General features: G+C 60.2%; 19 protein-coding genes. 7 read left to right on the forward strand and 12 right to left on the reverse strand.

Annotated features, from left to right (window positions below; translation table 11 throughout):
- Nucleotides 1-141: 141 nt before the first annotated feature.
- Nucleotides 142-1,380: a radical SAM family heme chaperone HemW gene (gene hemW / locus IT444_07910; GenBank protein MCC7192690.1), complete on the reverse strand. Its 1,239-nt coding sequence runs from the start codon at nt 1,378-1,380 to the stop codon at nt 142-144.
- Here hemW and IT444_07915 point away from each other — a divergent pair.
- Nucleotides 1,379-2,128, forward strand: a complete 750-nt coding sequence (locus IT444_07915; protein MCC7192691.1) for an FHA domain-containing protein — start codon at nt 1,379-1,381, stop codon at nt 2,126-2,128. The two genes, hemW and IT444_07915, sit on opposite strands and share 2 nt — an antisense overlap.
- A gap of 118 nt (nt 2,129-2,246) precedes the next feature.
- Here the strand turns inward: IT444_07915 and IT444_07920 are convergent, their stop codons facing one another.
- Genes IT444_07920 through IT444_07930 form a run of 3 tightly spaced genes read right to left on the reverse strand, consistent with a single transcriptional unit; the run spans nt 2,247 to nt 3,632 of the window.
- Nucleotides 2,247-2,534, reverse strand: a complete 288-nt coding sequence (locus IT444_07920) for a hypothetical protein (protein ID MCC7192692.1) — start codon at nt 2,532-2,534, stop codon at nt 2,247-2,249.
- 3 nt (nt 2,535-2,537) lie between these two features.
- A complete protein-coding gene (locus IT444_07925; protein ID MCC7192693.1) occupies nt 2,538-3,221 on the reverse strand; it encodes a hypothetical protein in 684 nt (227 codons plus the stop codon).
- Nucleotides 3,222-3,281: 60 nt separating this feature from the next.
- Nucleotides 3,282-3,632, reverse strand: a complete 351-nt coding sequence (locus tag IT444_07930) for a DUF721 domain-containing protein (protein ID MCC7192694.1) — start codon at nt 3,630-3,632, stop codon at nt 3,282-3,284.
- Nucleotides 3,633-3,678: 46 nt separating this feature from the next.
- Between IT444_07930 and IT444_07935 the strand changes: the two genes are divergently transcribed.
- Entirely contained in the window at nt 3,679-4,209 is a 531-nt protein-coding gene (locus IT444_07935) for a shikimate kinase (GenBank protein MCC7192695.1), read from the forward strand.
- A gap of 20 nt (nt 4,210-4,229) precedes the next feature.
- Here the strand turns inward: IT444_07935 and upp are convergent, their stop codons facing one another.
- The 5 genes from upp to IT444_07960 form a co-directional block, all read right to left on the reverse strand.
- The gene (gene upp, locus IT444_07940) at nt 4,230-4,871 is read right to left on the reverse strand and encodes a uracil phosphoribosyltransferase (protein MCC7192696.1); all 642 of its coding nucleotides are present in this window, start codon (nt 4,869-4,871) and stop codon (nt 4,230-4,232) included.
- A gap of 236 nt (nt 4,872-5,107) precedes the next feature.
- The gene (locus IT444_07945; GenBank protein ID MCC7192697.1) at nt 5,108-5,992 is read right to left on the reverse strand and encodes a deoxyribonuclease IV; all 885 of its coding nucleotides are present in this window, start codon (nt 5,990-5,992) and stop codon (nt 5,108-5,110) included.
- A 109-nt stretch (nt 5,993-6,101) separates the two neighbouring features.
- Entirely contained in the window at nt 6,102-8,273 is a 2,172-nt protein-coding gene (locus IT444_07950) for a hypothetical protein (protein ID MCC7192698.1), read from the reverse strand.
- Nucleotides 8,270-9,658, reverse strand: coding sequence for a glutamyl-tRNA reductase (locus IT444_07955; GenBank protein ID MCC7192699.1), 1,389 nt, complete (start codon nt 9,656-9,658; stop codon nt 8,270-8,272). Before IT444_07955 ends, IT444_07950 begins: the two co-directional genes overlap by 4 nt.
- A complete protein-coding gene (locus IT444_07960; GenBank protein MCC7192700.1) occupies nt 9,658-10,362 on the reverse strand; it encodes a bifunctional precorrin-2 dehydrogenase/sirohydrochlorin ferrochelatase in 705 nt (234 codons plus the stop codon). The genes IT444_07955 and IT444_07960 overlap by 1 nt, the downstream gene beginning before the upstream one ends.
- A gap of 147 nt (nt 10,363-10,509) precedes the next feature.
- Here IT444_07960 and IT444_07965 point away from each other — a divergent pair, with 147 nt between their 5' ends.
- The 4 genes from IT444_07965 (at nt 10,510) to IT444_07980 (ending at nt 14,117) form a co-directional block, all read left to right on the forward strand.
- Nucleotides 10,510-11,910 carry a replication-associated recombination protein A gene (locus IT444_07965; GenBank protein MCC7192701.1) on the forward strand — a complete coding sequence of 467 codons (1,401 nt, stop codon included), beginning with the start codon at nt 10,510-10,512 and terminating at the stop codon, nt 11,908-11,910.
- Between the two features lie 57 nt (nt 11,911-11,967).
- On the forward strand, nt 11,968-12,333 hold the full coding sequence (locus IT444_07970; GenBank protein MCC7192702.1) for a DUF971 domain-containing protein: 366 nt from the start codon (nt 11,968-11,970) through the stop codon (nt 12,331-12,333).
- Complete coding sequence (locus IT444_07975; protein MCC7192703.1) at nt 12,333-12,806, forward strand: acyl-CoA thioesterase; 474 nt, start codon at nt 12,333-12,335, stop codon at nt 12,804-12,806. Before IT444_07970 ends, IT444_07975 begins: the two co-directional genes overlap by 1 nt.
- A gap of 135 nt (nt 12,807-12,941) precedes the next feature.
- Nucleotides 12,942-14,117 (forward strand): L,D-transpeptidase family protein, encoded by a 1,176-nt coding sequence (locus IT444_07980; protein ID MCC7192704.1) that lies wholly within the window; start codon nt 12,942-12,944, stop codon nt 14,115-14,117.
- 52 nt (nt 14,118-14,169) lie between these two features.
- Here the strand turns inward: IT444_07980 and IT444_07985 are convergent, their stop codons facing one another.
- Complete coding sequence (locus IT444_07985; protein ID MCC7192705.1) at nt 14,170-14,934, reverse strand: phosphoadenylyl-sulfate reductase; 765 nt, start codon at nt 14,932-14,934, stop codon at nt 14,170-14,172.
- Nucleotides 14,935-15,011: 77 nt separating this feature from the next.
- Between IT444_07985 and IT444_07990 the strand changes: the two genes are divergently transcribed.
- Nucleotides 15,012-15,242 (forward strand): hypothetical protein, encoded by a 231-nt coding sequence (locus tag IT444_07990; protein ID MCC7192706.1) that lies wholly within the window; start codon nt 15,012-15,014, stop codon nt 15,240-15,242.
- 13 nt (nt 15,243-15,255) lie between these two features.
- On the opposite strand, the gene IT444_07995 is transcribed toward IT444_07990, so the two are convergent.
- Together IT444_07995 and IT444_08000 are read right to left on the reverse strand one after the other, a co-directional pair.
- A complete protein-coding gene (locus tag IT444_07995) occupies nt 15,256-16,269 on the reverse strand; it encodes a PEP-CTERM sorting domain-containing protein (GenBank protein ID MCC7192707.1) in 1,014 nt (337 codons plus the stop codon).
- A 1,454-nt stretch (nt 16,270-17,723) separates the two neighbouring features.
- On the reverse strand, nt 17,724-18,677 hold the full coding sequence (locus IT444_08000) for a prepilin-type N-terminal cleavage/methylation domain-containing protein (GenBank protein MCC7192708.1): 954 nt from the start codon (nt 18,675-18,677) through the stop codon (nt 17,724-17,726).
- Nucleotides 18,678-18,761: the final 84 nt, after the last annotated feature.

Genomic DNA, 18,761 nt, shown 5'->3' on the forward strand with positions numbered 1-18,761 from the left:
TTATCGACCTCTGGACAAGGGCGGTTTAGAGCCTGTCCGAATAAGGATGAAATAGCCGGTTGAGGGTCCGATTTAACGCAGCAGCTTGCCGGTACATTCGCAACCGACGCCTGCTCGTGACCATGTGTCGTTGGGGTGGATTCAGAGCAACTGCGTGATGACCGCATCAGCGACAAACAGCCCGCGACGGGTCAGACGAATGCAGCCGTCCACCGCTTCGAGCATTCCCATGGCGATGAATTCCTGAATCTTCTGCTGACGCGATCTGTCGTCGCGCAGCCGGGTTTGGATCCACGATTCGGGTACGCCTTCGCGCAGGCGCAATCGGAGCATCAACTCCTCGCCGATCCGACGTTCAGCGGGCAACGTCTCCACATCCACCACAGGCGGTGCGGGTCGTTCGTTGAGGTACTGCCCCAGATGCGGCTTATTTTTCCAGCGGCAGCCGTCCACATGACTCGCCGCTGCGGGGCCGACGCCGAGCCAGTTTTCATTCCGCCAATAGACGAGGTTATGAGCACAGCGACGATCGGCGGTCATCCCCGCTGACTTCCTCGCCCAGTTACTCACTTCATATTGCTCGAACCCCGCACGTTCAAGACGTTCGATCACCTGAGCGAACATGTCGCTTTCGATGTCCTCGTCGATGCGTGATACCTGCCCCGTTTTGAGCCGCTGCGTCAAAGCGGTGTTGGGTTCGTAGGTCAGGCCGTAGTAACTCAGGTGGTCCGGCTCCAGAGCGAGTGCCGCATTGATATCCGCATCGAGTGTCCGGCTCGTCTGGCCGGGAATCGCAAAGATCAGGTCAAGGTTGATGTTGGTGATCCCTGCCGTGCGGAAGATTCTGACCGCCTTGGTGACGCTCGCCGGATCGTGCCAGCGTTCCAAAGCCTTGAGCAGCGACGGGTCGAACGACTGCGCGCCGATGCTCACCCGGTTGACGCCTCCAGCCGCGAGCATGTCGGCGAGGCGGGGAGTTACGGTCTCCGGGTTGGCTTCGACGGTGAACTCCCGTGCCGCGTCAGATATTCCGAAAGAGCGGAGCGCCGCCAGTAGTCGTTGCCATAGTTCGATACGCAGCAGCGTGGGGGTGCCGCCGCCGACGAATATCGTGGCAGGGCGCAGCTGAGCCTGTGTCGCCCGCCACTGAAGCTCCTCTATCAGCCGCTCTGTAAACGCCTCCTGCCGATCCGAACCCGGCGACTCCACCAGGGAGTAAAAATCGCAGTAGTGGCACTTGTGAAAGCAAAACGGGACGTGTAGGTAAAGCCCGTGGATGGGAGAGCCGCCCCGGTTTTCCAGCGGTTGAAGCAAGGGAGCCTGACCGCTAGACTTAGTGGTGCCGGGTAATACAACGATTTGAGTCAGAGGGACTGGCATGAACCTGTCGCTGGTGATGTTCAAGTCTGATGGAGCGCGCCGCGACTTCGCAATCGAGAAGGCCCGGATCGTCATCGGTCGCACTAACAACTGCGACCTCCGCATCCCGCTCTCGAGTGTTTCCCGTCAACATTGTGAGGTCCGTGTCGAGGGGGACAAAGCGATCCTCCGGGACCTCGGATCCAGCAACGGGACCTACCACAATAGCGTACGAATCCAGGAAGTGGTGCTCCGCCCCGGCGATGAAATATCCGTCGGCTCGGTGGTCTTCTTCGTGACGATCGACGGCCAGCCGGAAAATCTCCAGCCGGTGCGCTCCAGTGGCGGCGAGACGGCACCGGTCGCCCGCGAAGAAGCTCCCACGCCGTACGCCAAAGCTCCCGCTGTTGAAGAAGATGACGATCAACCCGTCGAGTTGCCGGAACTCGATGAGGAAGAAAGCACAGCCCCGTTGGCTCTTGCGGATGATGATGAGGAGGAAACACCTTCACTCGTCGCCCCCGTCCAGCCGGAACCGGTCAAAGCTGCCGCTCCGCCGGCACCAACACCAGCGCCAGCTAAACCTCAGGAAATTGAGACTCCCGCCGAAGAAGAAGAGCTGGTTCTGCCTGATTCGTTTGAGGAAGAATCGCACACCTCCTCGATTGAGCTGGATGATCCGATCGCGGCTCTACAGGCCATGGCCGACCGCGAAAGCGAAGACTCCGGGGAGATTCCGCTGCTCGAAGATGATGAGGATAAGAACTGACCTTTTCCGCTGTGCAGCGCCGATCACATCGCAATAGTCATCGTCCCGCGAGCGGATACGCTGCGGATTGCGGAGATGCGATAAAACGAAGAACGTCGTTGCAGCAGCTTAACGCGGCTTACGTGGTGGGTTCCGTCGATGGCGCAGGCGCGGGAGCAGCTGCGGGTCGAGGCGTATCCGATGCGGCAGCTCCGGGGATGCGGACTTTCATCGCGCACTTGCCGCAACGCACGGTCTTACCCCGTGCCGAAGGCGGCGCGGTGAGAATCGAACGACACTTGAGATTAGGGCAGATGAGTCGAATCATTTCCGCCGGCATAGTCGCCTCCTGAATCAATAGCCACTCCAAGGCGATCATCGGCGAATCACCCAGTCGGCTTAAGCGGATCTTGCGACTTATCGGCACGTATTATCGAAGCAATTTCAGGGCTTCCGCCTTTTTGATCGTGAAAAGCCCCAGTGGCTTGGTCTCCTGTGCCACACGCTCGGTTACCATGCCCTCACCCGGCAGATAAACGGTCTCGATGGTTACGTCAGCCTTGGCGAGACGCAGGTCGAGCGTCCGATTGCAGCGCACCAGCCAGGTGTTGGGTTGCTCTGCAGCTGGTCCGATCAACTCGCGCGTGTAAACACAGCGACCCCGGTCGCGGATTCCGCCGGTCTTGAGATTGGTGACGACGACATCGCACGCATCCTCAAGCGGCTGGCCGACGCTGAGGGTTTGCGGCAACATCACCAGCGCGGGGGTGTAGCGGACATCCACGTTTTCTTCCAGGTCCTGTTCGTGCGTCACCGTCAGGTCGCCGTTTTCCGTGATTTCAAAAAAAACCACACGTGTCGCTTCGAGTTCATAACGCCAGCGTCTCAGGCCGTCGGATTTGACCGTTGCGGTCAGCACCTTGCCGGTTCGCGGTCCCTCCGTGACCTCGAAGCGCCAGGAGCCTTCGCGCATCGGCTGGAGTTCCAGCGCACTGAATGAGCGGTTCGGGTTCTTCCCCTTCGTCGGCGGATCGGTAATGCTGGTCGTCTTTTGGCAGGACGCCAGGAAGAGCACGAGGACAGTGAGCGTGATGGATTGGCGGAGGATGGTCATGCCATACGATACGTGACGAACGGCTGCCCGTCGCGCGGGTGATCCGTCAACGCGGAAGGTTCACCCCACGTGAAGTTGAACCTTTCGGAATGGCTGGCCGCGGTGCTCGGTGATGAGTCGCTGCTCCAGCCCGCCGCGAAGCAGACGGTCAAGCTCGAAAAGCCGCGGGCTAGAGTCCACCGCGACCCGGAGCACCCCACGACTGAAGCTTTCGAGTCTGGTATGTTCGAGCAATTCCGGCGGCACGAGGCGCATCCATACCTCGGTGATCGAAACGAGCTGTTTGTAAGGCTTTTCAACCTCCGCCTTGAATTGCTTTTTGAGAAACTCCATGCCGGATGCGGTTTCCGGCTTATTCCGCCATTGGCGCAGTCGTTCGAGGTGAATGTCCACGGGATTGCGCGTCGGCATCCGTGAATCTTAACCTCCTCGTCTAAAAGTCCCTATCATTCGCCCCATGATCGGCAACATTATTCTGATCGGATATCGCGGAAGCGGGAAAACCTCCGTCGGCAGGAAACTCGCCAGCCAGCTCTGGAAGACGTTCGTTGATGTGGATGATGCGACCTGCGCACGATTCAACAACCCCTCCATTGCTGACATCTGGCAAAAGCACGGCGAGCAGGAGTGGCGCCGCGTCGAGGTTGAGGTCACCCGCGATCTGTGTGCCAGAAAAGATCACGTCATCGGACTCGGCGGCGGCACACTCATGCAGAGCGGTGCCCGACAGGCTGTCGAAGACGCTCCACAGACGGTGCGCATCTACCTCAAGTGTGCTCCTGAAATTCTGCATGAACGCATCCGCTCCGATAGCCGTTCATCCGCGACACGGCCTAATCTCACCAACCTCGGCGGGGGTCTGGAGGAGATCAAAGCTGTCCTTGCGGTGCGCGAGCCGGTGTACGAAGCGGTGGCGGATAAAGTGCTGGACGTCTCCCACGTGAGCGTGGATGACGCGGTGCGTTATCTGATTTCCAAGTGTCTGTGAAGTCGTATCGAGGGTGACGTTTAATCACTGGTGCCGAAAAGCCGATCCCCCGCATCACCCAGTCCGGGGAGAATGTAGCCCCGCTCATCGAGTTGGCGATCCATCGCAGCGGCGAAGACCGGCACCGTCGGGTGCGCCTTGGCAAATCGGGCTGCACCCTGCGGTGAAGCCACCAGACAGAGCAGCCTCACATCCCGGCAGCCGTGGCCGTGCATGACTTTCACTGCTGAGATCGCACTGCCTCCGGTCGCCAGCATCGGGTCGATGATGAAGACCGGCCCCTTGGCGGCATCACGCGGCAGTTTCTCAAAGTAGCTCACCGGACTTAATTTCTTTTCGTCACGGAACATGCCCAGGTGTCCCATGTGTGCCTCGGGCATGATCCGATGAAATCCCGCAGCAAGTCCCAGCCCCGCACGGAGGATCGGCACAATCGTGATCGGCAGTTGCAGCGTTTGCCCCTCGTACCGCTCCAGCGGGGTTCGGATGCGCACACGCCGTGTCGGCAGATCGCGTGTCGCTTCGACGGCGAGAAACTCTCCGATCAATGCCATCACCTCGCGGAATCGCGGCGGCTGTGTGCGCTCATCGCGCGCTTCCGTCAGCAGATGATGAATCAACGGATGATCGAGCAGATGGAATTGCGAGGATTTCTTGGCCATGACTATCGCAATACGGGGTGACGGGAAGGGTCTAACAGGGCTTACGAAGACGGGCAGTGCGCATAAAAAAGGCCGGGCGAGCAAACCAGTATGGGAAAGAAAGATATCGGTTCAGTATGGGGCCACTCGCACGGCCGATGCACCAGATTTTTCGTTCTGCTTGCCGCAAGCCTCCTTTCCGACTCGTCCGTCCGTCATATTCTCCAATCGGCTAGATCGGTAGTCAAGCACAAGTTTCACTTTGCACGCGAACGTCCTGTCTTTCGTTCGGTTTTCTGTAAGTCTCGAAGTACGCGAAGGTTGATCACGTCCCAGAGTTCCCCGTTGGAGGCCTCCTCTTTGGGGGTTTCCAGAATCATGGGCACATTCTGGAAGGCGGGATGGTTGACAAAGCTCCGGAACGCTTCGAGTGAAACATGACCCTTGCCGATGTGCTCGTGGCGATCGACACGGCTGCCGCGCGGCGTCTTGGAGTCGTTGATGTGGATGGCCTTCACCCGTGCGAGGCTGATGACCGCATCCAATTCGTCGAGCGTCGCCAGCGTGCCTTCCGCACTGGTCAGGTCGTAGCCCGCCTCGATCATGTGCGCGGTGTCGAGGCACACCGCCACACGCTCAGAATCCGTGACACGATCAATGATCTGTTTGATTTCCTCAAACTTCGCACCGAGGCATGTTCCCTGGCCGGCGGTGACTTCCAGCAGCGTGACAGTGCGATAGCCCGCAAGATCGCGGTGCAGCAGGTTGAGAGCCGCGGCGACGCGCTCAATCCCTGCGTCGATTCCCTCACCCAGATGTGCGCCGGGATGTGTGACCAGATAGGGGATGGCAAGCATCTCGCATCGCTGTAACTCATCACGAAATGCCTCAACGGATTTCCGCCACGGTTCTTCACCGCTGTGCGCGAGGTTGATGAGGTAGCTGTCGTGGCTGACGACCTGATCCATCTCAGTCTCTTTTCGGTGCTGATTCCACTCCCGGATGGACTCCTCGGATAAGGGGGCAGCACGCCATTGACGCTGGTTTTTAGTGAAGACCTGAACGCAGTCCATGTCGAGCCGCTGCGCTTCGATCAAGGCATTGTGCAGGCCGCCGGCGACGGATAGGTGTGATCCAAACATGGGGCGGATGATAGACGGCTCAACCCATCGCCGCCACGCCCTCATTACGACGCGATTCAGCACGTCATCACAACAGGCTCTCCGTCATGCGGTGCAGCGATGCGTCCGTTCAGGGCAGGGCATACAAGCCGAATTGCGGCAGTTGTGCAGGATCGGTCGGCTGGATCAGACGGCAACGCTCAAGAATCGGAGCCAGCGTGCGCGGGGTGACGTCACGATCAAACCCATACGTCGTGTGCAGCCGATGAAGCTCGCCCCAGTGAACCCAGATATGCGTGATGCCTTGCGCTGCGAGCATGGCGATGACTCGATCCGGATCATTCGGCGCAGCTCTGATCAGGTCGCCCAGCTCGTCGTGATCGAACGCGCTGTGATAAACAACTTCACGATTGATGTAGAGCAGCCGGGAGACGTCAGCGATCAGATAAACCTTGCTTCCTCTGGGCAGCGTGTTGATGAGGTGGTCGCCCGCCGCGAAGCGTTCGTCGTCGATCTTGTCGCGCTCGCTGGCTGGACGGAGCGAGTCGGAAATATCCGCCAGCCGCACGCGAACCCCGTCGGGCAGCGACAGCGTCTGAGTAAAGAGGATCGTAACGCTCAGCACCGCCAGTGACAGCGGCAGACCTGCGCCGATGACACCTGCTGCCGCGCGTGTTGATCGACGGTTGGATCGTGCCATCAAGCCCGTCAGTAATCCCGCCAACACGCAGCCGGGAATGAGAGAGGGAATGAGGAAACGGCTTTGCAGGTGTGTGCCGGTCATCCAGAAGCCGATCTGAATGAATAGCGTCGCGCCCAGACCGATGACGAGTCGCCGCGTGTTGAATCCGGCAAGACCGACGATCGCGCCGGCTGCGGCGACGATCCACAGCAGCGGCACACCGCCTTGCGTATGGAAACTGGCGACATTGCGATAGTCCGGGCCTTGATGCGATGTGCGGGTTTCGGTTCCACCGACCGTGCCGTATCCCGCGTTGAACAGCCAGTGTCGTGACCATTCCGTCAATCGTGAGGGCAATTCTTCCGCAGGCTTTGTGTCCGAAGCGGCGAAGGAATGGCCGGAGGTCCAGCGCCGTGCTTCCTCGTCATTCCAGTGCCCCTTGCCCATGATGCCGGCGGCGAAGGGAAACACCGGATTCCCTGTCCAGCAGCCATTTCTGGCAAAGTAGGGCGCGAGCGTGAGCAACCCCGCCAGTGCAGCAAGCGCCGCCGGCTTCCATGCGATTCGTCGGTCGTGCGATTCGCTTTTGTCACGAGGCGAGACATTTATCAGCAGGAGCAGTCCCACCGGTACGGCGATCATGGGGCCTGCGGTGAGCTTGGCGAGCGTGGCGCAGCCGACGAGAAACCCCGCGACCACTGGGCGGCCGGTGACGCGGCTGCCGCCGCTGACCGCCAGGAGAAACGCGACACTGCCCAGCGCGAGCATCGCCATTTCGTTGTAGGCCATCGATCCGGTGATGAGCACCCACGGCAGCGAGAGAAAGGTGACAGCGGTGACGACGCCGGCAAATGATCCGACAAAGCTCGCTGTGATACAGCCGATCGCGCAGGCCGCGAGCATCACCAGCGAAGCGTGAAAAAGTTGAGCGGTGTAAATGCCCTCATACATCGAGCCGTGCAGCGCGCCGATGAGCATGTAGCCCGACTCCATCAGCGAGGGGAGGTAGCTGTACACGTTGTGATGCAGACCTCGCATGGCTCCCAATGCGAGCCATTCGCGCGGCAATTCCAGGTGGTAGCTCAGCACGTCGTAGCCGAAGGCTTCGATTGACCAGAGCGTGCTGGGCGGACAGGTCGCAGCAATCAGAAGCGCACCCAGCGGGATGCCCGCCAGTGCCGCCGGCCAGGGAATATTCGGCAGAACGATTTCTTTCCAGAGATGCCGCTGACTGGGGTCCGCAGATTGCCAGATCAGCAACAAGCCGCCGACACCCAAGATCGCCCACGCGCCCGTCGCATTGAGCAAGCCGCATAGCGCCGCGGTCCAGCTCAGCAGGAGCAGCACGCCCAGCCCCGCACCGAGCTGTGCGATCAGGGGGAAACGCACGTCGCGCAGGAGGAATCGTCGTATCGGCCAGCCGTAGCCCGCCATCGCTACCCACAGGCCGATGATCCACGGCAGCGTCGTCAGCAGCAGGTGCAGCGTCCCCAGAAACGCCCCGGTGCTGTACGGCGCGAGCGATCCCTGATGGGTGAACCACATGGACACCAACAGCAGCGCTGTGCCGATCGCGGCCACGAGCAGCGGGCGACGCGATGGTTGGGGTGTCGCGTTCAATCCGATGATGCGTTGGGTGTGACGACGGGTGAGTGGGGCGCCGTTTCTTCCGGCTCGACCGTAGCCGGCGTGTCGAGCGATGCCGCGGTATCGGGGGCGTCGGTCTTCAGGTCAAACAGCCTGCGCAACGCGGCTGCGTAAAAACTCAGCGGCGCATCGGGCTGGCGGCGGTCGAGCTGGGCCAGCGGCAGGTGGAGGAGCTTGTTGATTACTCGCTGCGTGTGTTCTTCAATCAGCGGCTGGAGATCGGGGTGTCCGAGACTGTCGAGCTTGCGACTGGTGCGATCCAGCTCCGCCTGGCCGATCTCGTGAAAACGCTGCCGCAGCGCACGGACGAGTTGCCCGATATCGCGGTTGAGGATTTCCGCCATGCACTGACGAACCGCATCGAAAAGGATTTTCTCACACGCTTCGACCTGACTCCATCGCTGCCCGCGTGTCTCGTCCACCACAGCCTGAAGGTCGTCGAGGTTGTGGAGATACACATTTTTAAGTGTGCCCACCTGGGCATCGACGTTACGGGGCAGAGCGATGTCGATGATGAACAGCGGCCGTGATCGCCGTCGCGTCAGCAGCGATGCGACGAGCGGCGCGGTGATGATCGGTTCACGCGCGCTGGTGCCGGTGATGACGATGTCCGCTTCAACGAGCAGTTCATTCAGATCGTCAAACGGCCTTACACCGCCGCGTCCGGGCGGTAGATGCAGGCTTCCCGCCAGCCGGGCGGCACGGTCATACGTCCGACTGGCCAGCCAGAGTTTCGCCGGTGCCAGGTCGTGGAAATGGCGGAGCGTGAGCTTGGCCATCTCGCCGGCACCCAGTGCCACGATGGTCTTATCCTCGAACCGCTCAAAAATCCGTTTGGCGAAGTCCACCGCGACCGAGCCGATGGATAGCCGACCGGCATCGATCCCGGTGGCTGTCCGCGCCTGACGCGACACGGCGACGGCCTGCTGAAACACGCGGTGCAGCACCGGGCCGACCGCGCCGTGAGCCGCCGCCAGCTCATACGCCTGCCTGACCTGACCAAGAATTTGATGCTCGCCCAGCACCATCGAATCAAGCCCTGCACAGACGCGGAACAATTGCGCGATCGCCTGTGCCTGCTCACGATGAATGGTGACGCCCGCTAGCGTCGTGCGATCGATGTTGCAGAGGTCCGCGAGAAAAGTAATCAGGTCTTCAGCCGAGGGCTTTTCCAGCGACGGGCGGACCAGATAAATCTCCGTGCGGTTGCAGGTCGAGAGAAAGACAGCCTCGGTCCCCGGATAAAGCTGGCGGAGTCGGTCCAGCGCGTGGCCGGCGGCTTGGGCGGGCAGCGCGAGCATTTCACGCAGCTCAACCGGTGCAGTGCGATGATTGACGCCGAGCATGAGAATTCGCATCAGCGCGTCTCCTTCACGTCGGCGGCAGATGAGTCATGCCGCATGCCGCAGACGTTGCCCCGTGGTGCGGCAGGCTGAGTGTCTCCCGGTGAAAACGAAGCCAGTGATTCCGCACGGGCGCGGACAGCCGCTTCACCTTCGGTTTTGAACAGGCGGAGCATGTCATCGTCGGTCAGTCGCAGCAGGCGCGTTTGCCGTTGTTCTGCGTCGGCGCATCGGTTGCGGATCGCCGCACGGTAGGGCGCGATCAGTTCGAGCAGGCGACTCCATACGGGATCGAGTGCAGCATTTAGCTGGCGGAGAATCGTCGCCCCTGCTGACGGGCTGATCCCGCCGGTACTGACAGCAAGTGTCATCGGCCCGTGATGTGAGTGCGCAGGGATCGTGACATCGCCTGCCGAGGCGTCGTCGGCTCGATTGATGAGTACGCCTTCACGAGCCGCTTCCTCCGCGATGGTGTCGTTAACCATTCGGTCATCCGTCGCCACCGCCACGAGCAACGCGCCGCGCAAATCGCCGGCCCGGAAATGTCGCGGCACGATTTCAATGCCATCGCCATCGAGCTTGTCGGCATCGGGGGCGACAACACGAATGCGCGCACCGCAGGCCTTGAGCGCGGCGACACGACGGGCAGCGACGGCACCGCTGCCGACGACGACACAGAGCTTTCCCGCTACCTTGAGCATGACGGGCAGGCTGTTCATGAGCCTTTATTGTAGGTCTTTAGAGGCCATTCGTGCCGTGAAAAATGCTGGAAAGACGCAGTCAGCAGCTTTCGCACTCCACAACCTCGCAGAAGAGGTAACGGCGTTGCCCTGCCTCGCGACGTGGTTCACCGTTATCATCCTTTCATGGCCGGGCTTTGGGATCGACAGAAAGAGGAACGCCGCAAGTCAGCCGAACCGCTGGCGGTGCGGATGCGGCCGCGCACGCTCGATGAGTTCGTCGGCCAGCAGCATTTCCTCGGCCCCGGCAAACTCCTGCGACGGATGCTGGAAGCGGATCGCATCTCCAGCGTCATTTTCTACGGCCCGCCGGGTACCGGAAAGACAACGCTGGCGGAATTGATCGCCCAGTACACACGCCGACGATTCGAGCGCGCCAACGCGGCTGCCATCGGCGTCCGTGAGGTGCGTGAAGTGCTCGACGACGCACGAAAACGGCTCGAAGCCGACGGCGTGCGGACGATTTTCTTTCTCGATGAAATACACCGATTCAATCGGGCACAGCAGGACGTGCTGCTGGGCGACGTGGAGCGAGGCATCATCACGCTCATCGGTGCGACGACAGAGAATCCGTTTTTTGCGATCAACTCGCCGCTGGTCAGTCGGTCGCAGATTTTTCAGTTTCAAGCGCTGTCCGAGGAGGAGATCACGCAGGTCATCCGTCGCGCGATTGCGGATGAACAGCGGGGCTTCGGCAGCATGAATGTGCGGATCACGGATGACGCCCTCGCATTCCTGGCGCGTATCTGCGATGGTGACGCACGGCGGGCGTTGACCGCGCTGGAAATTGCCGTCGTCAGTGAAGGCTCAACCGGCTCGACCCGTCCGGCCGCTGCGACGAACGAGCCGTCCGACCATGACGTGAAAAAGTCGGAGCCGATCCTTATCGACCTGAACGTGGCGGAGCAATCGATCCAGCAGAAGGCGGTCGTCTATGACCCGACGGGTGACGAGCATTACGACGCAGCCTCGGCACTGATCAAGTCGATGCGCGGAAGCGATCCTGATGCGGCGGTTTACTGGCTGGCGCGGATGCTTGCAGCAGGGGAGGATCCCCGCTTCATCGCAAGGCGGATTGCGATTCTGGCCAGTGAAGACATCGGCAATGCGGACCCGCGAGCGATCATGGTCGCTTCCGCGGCCTATGACATCACCGAGCGCATCGGCCTGCCGGAATGCCAACTGACGCTGGCGCAGGCGGTGATTTACATGGCTACCGCGCCCAAGAGCAATGCCTCGACGGTGGCGATATCGGCAGCGATGAAAGACGCGAAGGAAGGGCGGACCATTCCCGTTCCCCGTCACCTGCGTGACGGCCACTATGCCGGTGCCAAGCGTCTGGGAAATGCGACGGGGTACAAATACGCACACGACAGCGCGACGGGTTATGTCGAGCAGGATTATCTTGGTGTCGATCGAACGTACTACATCCCCACGCCGCGCGGTTACGAAGCGAAGATCGCCGAATACCTCGCCTCATTGAAGAAAAGTTCAACGGAACCTCGGCCGCGCACCAACAATCCGTGAGCAACCCCGCCATTAAACTGCGACCATTGGTTGCTCACTTGGCTCTATGATGTCCGTATGAGTGAAGCGAATGTCATTCGACCTGTGCGGCTCGATCTTAAAAAGGAACGCGGTCTGGGGGTGTATTGGCCGGACGGCCGGGCGAGCTTTTATCCCATCAGTTACCTGCGGAAAATGTCTCCCTCTGCCGACGCCCGGCATCTCCGCGAAGAAATGGCCAGAAATCCGTTGACGGTTCTGCCTGCATCGACCGGCTCGGACGCACCACTGACCGCCACCGGCGCGGAACTGGTCGGCAACTACGCGATCCGAATTATTTTTTCCGACGGCCACGACACGGGCATCTATTCGTGGGATTACCTCCTTGATCTGGACCGCCCTGAGTTCGCCATTACCAGCGGTGAAGCGGGAGAAACCCGGTGATGGCAGCAGGGGACCCGCAGCATCAATCCCTGCGTGATGACGCGGGCAGGCTGATCTCGTTCGACCAGCCTGATTGCTTCGTTTACGAAACGACGGTCCAGCCGGAGGCGATTGACGGACAGGGACACGTAAACAATGCCGTCTATGTTCAGTGGATGGATCGGGCGGCTTTCGCCCACTCGTGCGCGGTGGGTTACGATTGGGCGGCATATCAGCAGCTCGGAGCCAGCTTTGTCGTTCGTCGTCATGAGGTGGAGTACCTCGCGCCGGCCTTTCTTGGGCAGAAAATCGTCGATGCGACCTGGCCGGGTGAGATGGATCGTTTCACGGCGATGAGGCAGCATCAGATCATTCGTCTCAACGATGGTGTGACGCTGGCACGGGCGGTGACGACGTGGATTTACCTCGATCTCAAGACAGGCAGGCCGCGTCGGATTCCTGCGGAGATGATCGCGGCCTTCAGACCGCGGTGACGCAGCCTCAGGGTGGTTCTGGTCGTTCGCTGTTTCGACTTCTGAAGCAATTTCCCTGCGTTACCCGATCTAGAATGCGGGACTTGCCGCGCCCGGAGGCCGGCAGGTTCCTCCACGAACACTAGAGGAAAAGTCATGGCCCTGGCCTCGCAAAGTATCCGTAACTCCGCCCCACGTCGTGCCGGTTTCGCAGCCGACACCGGCTCACGCCGCTCACCCTGGATTTGGATCGCTCTTTTTGCCGGATGTGTCGGGCTGGCGGGCATCATCTGGTGGCTGATCGAGGATCGCGTCACCGCCCCGGCTGGAGCGCAGGCGGCAAACTCGCCGGCTCAACCGGTTGCGGCAGCGGTCCCGACACAGCGTCTGGATGTCGTTCGTCATCCGCCGGCTCCCTCGCCGTCGCCCGCTCAAACGCCTGCTCGAATCCCGACCCAGGCTGGCGCAGCCGTATCAGCTCCCGCAGGCTCCAATGGCATCGCTCCACCTGCAACCACGTCCGCACCGAGCACCGCGACGACAACCTCTGCCACGAGTTCGCTCCGCAATCCCGCCACCGCTGCGGGCGCGGGCATGAAGCTCATTGAAGACGGCAAGCTCATTGAAGGTCGTGCTGCCCTGAGCGATGTGCTGCTTTCCCCCAGCACCAATGCTGACGATGCGGAGGTCATCCGTGAGACGCTCGCTTCCGTCAACGCACGGCTGGTCTTTTCCAAGGATGTCGTGACCAACGATCCATTCGCAAAGCTCTACACCGTGGAAGCGGGTGATCGCTTGATTCGGATCGCCAACGAATACAAGGTGCCTTACCGGTTCATCGAACAGATCAACGGCATTGAAGCTCCCAAACTCCGGGCGGGGCAGCGGATCAAGATCATTCAGGGGCCGTTCCACGCAGTGATTCACAAACGGGATTTCCGCATGGACCTGTTTCTGACCGGCGCGGACGGGAAAAAAGTTTACGTTCGCAGTTTCGCAGTCGGCCTGGGAGAGCAGAACTCAACGCCTGAAGGCGCGTTCGTCATCAAGCCCGGCGGCAAAGTGCAGGGCGGCGGGTGGACCAACCCTCGCACGGGCGAATCCTTCGCTCCGGGTGATCCCAAAAATCCGATCGGCAAATACTGGCTGGCGCTCCAGGGTGCGGACACACGAACTCAGGCTGTCCGCGGCTACGGAATCCACGGCACGATCCAGCCTGAATCCATCGGTCAGCAGATGTCGATGGGCTGCATCCGTCTGAATGACCCGGACATCGAGCAGGTTTATTCCATGCTCTTTGAGGGCAAGAGCAGCGTTGAGATCATGCCCTGACGATTTGGGACGGGTGGAGGCGCAGCCGTGATGATTGGCCAGCGGGCCGTTGCTACAAATCGCTGCCGGTGCGGCTGGATTCTTCTTCATTGCTGGCGGGCAGGTGCAGGCCGCACTCCTGCTTAAGACCCAGAAAGCGACCGTCGCGAGCGTTCATCCCTGCGGTGATCGGCAGGGTCGAGTGGACATCGCCGATCGAAGCGTAGCCCTGGTGATAGAGCGGGTTGTAGGCCCACTCAAGCATGTCGTGTTTCTTGAAATACTCGTAGATGTCCCTGGTGGTCCACTTGAGGATCGGGTGAATCTTGTAAACGCCGTCGGAGCGAACTTCGACACGGCGCAGCGAGGAGCGGAATTGGGTTTGATCGGCACGCAGGCCGGCCAGCCACGACTTGACACCCAGCTCACGGATGGCGCGCTCCATCGGTTCGACCTTGCGGATCTGGTTGTACCGGGTGATGCCTTCGCTGCCAGCCTCCCAGAGCTTCCCTTCCAGTGCCTCCATGCGGGCGGGGCTGATCGGCGACTGGTAAACCTTGAGATTCAAGTGAAAGCGATTCTTCATCTCCTCCATGAAACGATAGGTTTCCGGGAAAAAGTAGCCGGTATCAATCGTGATGACGGGAATCCCCGGCAGGATCTGATTGACAAGGTGGAGCATCAGGGTTGCTTCCGCCCCGAAGCTCGAAGTCATCACCAGCCCTTCGCGGAAGGTATCAGCCGCCCAGCGGATCACTTCGTTGGCGGATTGATCCGCGAGTTGGCGGTCAATGGCGTCGAGGTCCAGCTTCCGAGATGTCACTGCGCCTGCGGTCACGGGTACTCCTCAAAGTGAATATTCGATTGTAGGGGAAACTTTCCGCGGAAGGAAAGAGCTGCCCGCATCTTCAGCGGTTGCATCACTCGGAACACATCGACAACACTCCGACTCGACCGCTCACTGACGTTTTATGCCAGCGGGCAACCCGTGTCGCAACCGGCGCGCAAGACGGCAAGATGCAACGGCTCATCGTCGAGTGGCCAGCAGCGCACCGGTGCAAGGCGTATCTGACGGTCGAAGTGCCGCAAAAGGACTATGGCATCTGCGCCATTGACGTCGGCGAGATACAGCCGGACATGAGCTGATAGGCAGCGATCATCAGGCTGAGCGGGGCGTGCGCCTGCGGAGCATCAGCAGCGAGCCGCCCAGGAGCAGTACCACGGAAGCCGGTTCGGGAACCTCAACCAGCGCGTAGCCATTGTAGTTATCCCCTGCGACAGCGATGTGATTGTTGCCAGTGGGCGTGTTGGAAACCTGGCCGTACGTGTCATCGCCCCATGCGGCGAGCGTGCCGTCGCTTTTTACAGCGTAAGCGGCTGCTATTCCCGTTACCCCGCCGACGCCAACAGTGACGAAGCCGGTTCCGGTCGGCGTATCGGTAACCAGATTATCGGTATTGCTGCCCCATGCGGCTATCGAGCCGTTGGACCTCAAGGCAAAGGCTATCTGATATCCGCCCGCCGTGACCGCCACGAAGTCATTGCCGGACGGAACGGTCAGAGCGCCGGCATAGTTGCGACCCCAGGCAGCGAGCGAACCATCGGACTTGAGGGCATAGCCGTTTTGAATGCCTGCGGCAACAGCTACGAAGCCGGTTCCCGTGGGGGCATTCGAGACCTGGCCATAGCCATTGTCGCCCCAGGCATGGATCGCACCGCTGGAGTCGATGGCATAGGCGTTATTCGCAGCCGCCGCGATGTCGGTGTAGCCGGTTCCGGTGGGAGCATTAGTTTTCAGGCTGAACGAGTCGTCGCCCCAGACTGTGATCGAGCCGTTGGATGCAAGGGCAAAACCGTGGTAGCTGCTGTTCGCGATGGCGGTATAGCCTGTTCCGGTCGGCTTGTTGGTGATTTTTCCACCCGCGCCATTGGTGCCCCAGGCAGCGATGGAGCCATCAGATCGCAGAGCAATGCCTGAAGTTGCCCCGCCCGCGAGGGCCACAAAATCGTCGCCGGACGGAACGCTGAGGATGCCGTTGATGTTACGGCCCCAAGCCTCGATCGTCGCAGCCTGAGTTTGCTCGGCGAAAAGGGCGGGCAGCAGCATTGCCGCCAGTATCATCACCGCCAGCTGGAGTTTGCGGCTGATAGGATAGAAATAGCGAGCTTCCAAACCAGCAATGATCCCCGCAGACGGGCGGCAACTACCCAAGGGATGGTGACAATCACCGCCTGGGAGGGCGAGACTCTGTCGAGCCGCCTGCTTCCGGGATGTCGAGACTCTATTGAGCTGCTTCCGGGAGGGCGAGACTCTGTCGAGCCGTCTGCGTGTTTGGAACCCACGAATCAGACTCGGCAGGAGCCTCGTACTCCCGCACTGGTACAAGCTGAAATCTCGCGCTCCCGAGCTGGAACACGCTGAGGCCTCGCACTCAGACTGTTCGACATGTTTCTTTGCAGTCAGAGAATGCTGACGCGCCTTCCTGGTAGCGGCTCTCATTCCGTTGGATTTACGCATCAGAAAACCAATCACCACATCCGCAATCAAATATGACATCACGTTTTCTCCTCGTTTTTCCTAGCCCTTCTTGCCCTCGGCACTCCCAATGACGATTGGCTGCCAGCTAACCGTGGTCTTGTTTTGATACAGTCAGCCAGCTTCAATAAAACAATCAGCGCGACGTTAACTCACAATCGTACCTAAAAAACCTTATTTAAATCAGTTTACTATGTCAACTTGAGGTTAGCCTACCACTACTTTTTACGAATGACAACAGTAAAAATAAAAAAATCAAACAATTTAGATGTTTCTAATTCATAAGCTGATAGAAAACTTGGTTCTGCCAAGCCGGATGTTGCGCGGGGTGGCGGTAAGTGGTTACCTCCCGGGAGGGCATCCCGGGAGGGCATCCTGGGAGGGCATCCTGGGAGGGCGTCTTGGGAGGGCGAGACTCTGTCGAGCCGCCTGCGTGTTTGGAACCCACGAATCAGACTCGGCAGGAGCCTCGCACTCCCGAACAGAAACTCGGCAGGAGCCTCGCACTCCCGGACTGGAACACGCTGGAGCCTCGTACTTCACTGGTTTTCTCACCGATAGATGCGTCGACGAAAACGAAGTGTGCGAGGGCGAGGTTGTAGGCGTCGGGGAGCAAGTAGCGGTTATCGTGGGGGTAGGTTGGCTGATAGGAAACTTGATTCTGCCAAGCCGGGTGTTGCGCGGGGGGGGGCGGTGAGTGGTTATCTCCTGGAAGGGCATCCTGGAAGGGCATCCTGGGAGGGCGTCTTGGGAGGGCGAGACTCTGTCGAGCCGCCTGCTGGGAAGCATCCTGGGAGGGCGAGACTCTGTCGAGCCGCCAGCCGACAACAGTAGCTGATAGGAAACTTGATTCTTCCGGGCCGAGTGTTGTGCTGAGTTGGCGGATTTGCCGACCGTTGGTTTTTCGTCGGGGTTTGCGAAGCCGTTTTGTTTGGAGCCTTCGGGCCAGCGGTTGATGACGCGCGATTCCGCTATGGCGGTTCTTCGGTGACTGAGGCCGGGTATTGCAGAGCAAAAGCGTGCGTCATATCACGCGTGCGCCGGGAAAGTCGGGGATGTGTGAATCCATGGCTCGCCGATCGGGAGTGTGATCAGAACGTGAACGGCAGCTTGGACTCGGGTGTGGGTTTGCCGAAGAATGTTGACCTGAGCCCGCCGCCGCTTCCATCGACGCGGATGAAGTTGGTTGACTCGGCGTTGAAATGGGGGATCAGCCAGGGCCAGCCCCAGAAGGGGTTGTTGACATCACTGGTCGGCCCGCCGTGCGACCACAGGTCCGCCAGCTGAGGCCCGCCCTGCACGCCGACGTGGTCGATCCGCTGGGAGTATTCGAAGAGGAAGCCCTGATCGGGCCGGTCGGCTTCTTGCTTGGGGTAGTACCAGTATTGGTTGAATCCGCCGACGTTTTGGAACCGGTAGCGGCTCATGTTGTGGCCGATGGAATAGGAGCGTGGCATCACCCACGGGCCGGACTTTGCCGAGCTGGGCACACCCGTTGGGAGCGGCGGCTGCCAGTGCGGCGCGTCGAACTCGACGATACCGTCTTTGATGTTTTGTTTATATCGATTCCAACCCGAGTAAAACGGCGATTGGGAGAGCAGGTAATACGGAGGGCCGCTGCCGTAGCTGACCGCGGAGGGACACGCAAAAATCGAACGCGGGCGGATCCGCGTGTTGGCCCACGTCGCGTTCCATGCGTTGAGGTTGTGATAACTCTGCGGTCCGATCAGGCTGCCATAGGAATCGAGGTATCCTGCGTCGGAGAGAAATTTAAACGACATGTCGTTGGTATGTGTCGTGGGGGAGGCGTAGCGGCTGATGGCCCAGGGCAGCATGCAACGAAAGTCCTGCTGATAAGGCATCATCAGCGTCGAGGTCTGACGCATGCGGGAGAGGCAGATGACGTTTCGCGCGGCCTCGCGAGCCTGCGCCAGCGCGGGAAGCAGTAATGCGATGAGGAGCGCAATGATGGCGATGACCACGAGTAGTTCGACCAGTGTGAACGCGTGGGAAAGCCTGCGTGATGCAGAAGAAGGGTTGTGCATGACAGGCTCCATTACTGATAGGAAAGCCGATAGGAGAAATTATTCTGCCGATCCGGGTGTCGCGTGGCGTGGCGGTGAGTGGTT

The organism is Phycisphaeraceae bacterium (assembly GCA_020851465.1).
Taxonomy (GTDB): Bacteria; Planctomycetota; Phycisphaerae; order Phycisphaerales; family Phycisphaeraceae; genus JADZCR01.

Excerpts from the sequence above, each read along its gene's own strand:
- IT444_07930 (MCC7192694.1), bottom strand. The coding sequence starts at position 3,632 with ATGCCGACGCGCAATCCCGTGGACATTCACCTCGAACGACTGCGCCAA.
- upp (MCC7192696.1), bottom strand. The coding sequence starts at position 4,871 with ATGGCCAAGAAATCCTCGCAATTCCATCTGCTCGATCATCCGTTGATT.
- IT444_07935 (MCC7192695.1), top strand. The coding sequence starts at position 3,679 with ATGATCGGCAACATTATTCTGATCGGATATCGCGGAAGCGGGAAAACC.
- IT444_07965 (MCC7192701.1), top strand. The coding sequence starts at position 10,510 with ATGGCCGGGCTTTGGGATCGACAGAAAGAGGAACGCCGCAAGTCAGCC.
- IT444_07975 (MCC7192703.1), top strand. The coding sequence starts at position 12,333 with ATGGCAGCAGGGGACCCGCAGCATCAATCCCTGCGTGATGACGCGGGC.
- IT444_07970 (MCC7192702.1), top strand. The coding sequence starts at position 11,968 with ATGAGTGAAGCGAATGTCATTCGACCTGTGCGGCTCGATCTTAAAAAG.
- IT444_07915 (MCC7192691.1), top strand. The coding sequence starts at position 1,379 with ATGAACCTGTCGCTGGTGATGTTCAAGTCTGATGGAGCGCGCCGCGAC.
- IT444_07925 (MCC7192693.1), bottom strand. The coding sequence starts at position 3,221 with ATGACCATCCTCCGCCAATCCATCACGCTCACTGTCCTCGTGCTCTTC.
- IT444_08000 (MCC7192708.1), bottom strand. The coding sequence starts at position 18,677 with ATGCACAACCCTTCTTCTGCATCACGCAGGCTTTCCCACGCGTTCACA.
- IT444_07980 (MCC7192704.1), top strand. The coding sequence starts at position 12,942 with ATGGCCCTGGCCTCGCAAAGTATCCGTAACTCCGCCCCACGTCGTGCC.
- IT444_07955 (MCC7192699.1), bottom strand. The coding sequence starts at position 9,658 with ATGCGAATTCTCATGCTCGGCGTCAATCATCGCACTGCACCGGTTGAG.
- hemW (MCC7192690.1), bottom strand. The coding sequence starts at position 1,380 with ATGCCAGTCCCTCTGACTCAAATCGTTGTATTACCCGGCACCACTAAG.
- IT444_07960 (MCC7192700.1), bottom strand. The coding sequence starts at position 10,362 with ATGAACAGCCTGCCCGTCATGCTCAAGGTAGCGGGAAAGCTCTGTGTC.
- IT444_07945 (MCC7192697.1), bottom strand. The coding sequence starts at position 5,992 with ATGTTTGGATCACACCTATCCGTCGCCGGCGGCCTGCACAATGCCTTG.